General features: G+C 54.8%; 1 protein-coding gene and 2 pseudogenes. All 3 read right to left on the reverse strand.

Annotation, left to right across the window (positions count from 1 at the left end; genetic code table 11):
- Nucleotides 1–155 (reverse strand): IS1 family transposase (locus BFF42_RS15670; RefSeq protein WP_001392526.1); only part of this gene is annotated, 155 nt, incomplete at its 3' end.
- A 56-nt stretch (nt 156–211) separates the two neighbouring features.
- Nucleotides 212–1,729: pseudogene (locus tag BFF42_RS15675) on the reverse strand (acyl-CoA synthetase FdrA); the annotation flags it as partial.
- Nucleotides 1,730–1,753: 24 nt separating this feature from the next.
- Nucleotides 1,754–2,045, reverse strand: a pseudogene (locus BFF42_RS15680) (IS1-like element IS1X2 family transposase); the annotation flags it as partial.

Genomic DNA, 2,045 nt, shown 5'->3' on the forward strand with positions numbered 1-2,045 from the left:
GTACCGGGTTGAGAAGCGGTGTAAGTGAACTGCAGTTGCCATGTTTTACGGCAGTGAGAGCAGAGATAGCGCTGATGTCCGGCAGTGCTTTTGCCGTTACGCACCACCCCGTCAGTAGCTGAACAGGAGGGACAGCTGATAGAAACAGAAGCCACTGGAGCACCTCAAAAACACCATCATACACTAAATCAGTAAGTTGGCAGCATCACCATGACGGTGTATGTTGCTGTGCGGCAGGCGAGAGCGGATAAATTAACGCTGCCGCCAGCAAGGTGGCTTCCGGCAGCGAACTCACTACCGCGATCCCCGCATCTTCCAGCGTGGCGATTTGCTGCGAGCGGCATTGCGGGTCACGTTCAGTGCCTGTCACCGTGGCAATGGCATACAGTGGTTGATTATCTGAACGCGCGGCACAGGCTTTTTGCTAGGCGCTTACCAGCGAGGCGGCAGGATCGGCAGTCGCACCGAAGCCAATCACGACATCAAGTAGCAATACGCGCACTTGTGGTTTAGCGCCGAGATCGGCAATTAACTGGTTGCGTAAGGCTGGGTCGATCATCGGATGGGGACGCCCGACGGTGTAGAAATCATCGCCGAGGTCAATAATCTGGTGACCATCGGCGTCGAGCATCATGCCGTGATGATGGGTATCGTCGGCTTCCACGCCAAGGTGTCCAGCAAGTAATCCCGCCGCTTCGGCAGCCAGCGTACCGCTGGTATACAAACCGCAAATAAATCCGCTGCTGACAGGCGCTATTGCGTTACGTCGCGCCGTGACGCGTGAAAGCAGGCAAGCCAGGCGTGCGGCCTCATCCAGCGAGGAGGCAAACCAGACATTCTCGTCGCGGGCCACCGCCGGGGTATAACCTAAAAACAGCGCCACCGTCGGTTTGCCGGTTGCTTTCATGGCATTAACAATTTTCAGACGCACAGCTTCGGCAGGTGGCTTTGAAACAAATGCCAGCACTTCGCTTTTCTCGTCTGCACTGAGCATTTCCAGCGCCGTCAGCGCACTGATGCCGCCTACTTCACGGCTGAGGTCGCGCTCGCCAAGACCAATCGCGTGAGTAATTCCCTCCCCTGCCTGCGCAATCTGCGAACACAGTTCCTGAATCCCGGTACCGGAAGCGCCAATGACGCCAATGTTGCCTTCCGGCATCACGTTAGCAAAAGCCAGCGGCGTGCCGGCAATCATCGACGTACCGCAGTCCGGCCCCATCACCAGCAAGCCTTTTTCTCGCGCGCGGGTTTTAAGTTGGATTTCATCTTCCAGCGTGACGTTATCGGAGAACATCATCACGTTGAGGTTGCGATCCAGCGCCTGATTCGCCAGCTCCGCCGCATACTCGCCAGCCACTGAAATCAGCGCCAGATTGGCATCGGATAATTTCTGACAGGCACTGTCCCAGCGACGCACCTGCGTCAAGGACTGGCTGCTGCCTGCCCCCTGCGCCAGTTGTTTTAGCGCCTCTTCAAGCTGCTGCATAATCGCCTGCGCGATCCCCGCATCCGCCGCTTCGCTACGAATTGCCACGCAAATATCGTTCGGCGTGGCGTTATTAAAATCGTCATGCCAGAAACCTGTGGTATCTAATAACGCTTTATTGGCGGGCGTACCCATCATTACGGAAACATCATCAACATTTTCTGATTCGCTGAGTTTTCGTGAAATAATCATTAAACTGACCGAATCCTGAAAACACCCTTTTTTAATAAAGGCGTGGATCATAACAACTCCGGTAATGACTCCAACTTACTGATAGTGTTTTATGTTCAGATAATGCCCGATGACCTTGTCATGCAGCTCCACCGATTTTGAGAACGACAGTGACTTCCGTCCCAGCCTTGCCAGATGTTGTCTCAGATTCAGATTATGTCGCTCAATGCGCTGAGTGTAACGCTTGCTGATAACGTGCAGCTTTCCCTTCAGGCGTGATTCATACAGCGGCCAGCCATCCGTCATCCATACCACGACCTCAAAGGCCGACAGCAGGCTCAGAAGACGCTCCAGTGTGGCCAGAGTGCGTTCACCGAAGACGTGCGCC

It is taken from the genome of Shigella sp. FC1661 (assembly GCF_001712525.1).
GTDB classification, from domain to species: Bacteria; Pseudomonadota; Gammaproteobacteria; order Enterobacterales; family Enterobacteriaceae; genus Escherichia; species Escherichia coli.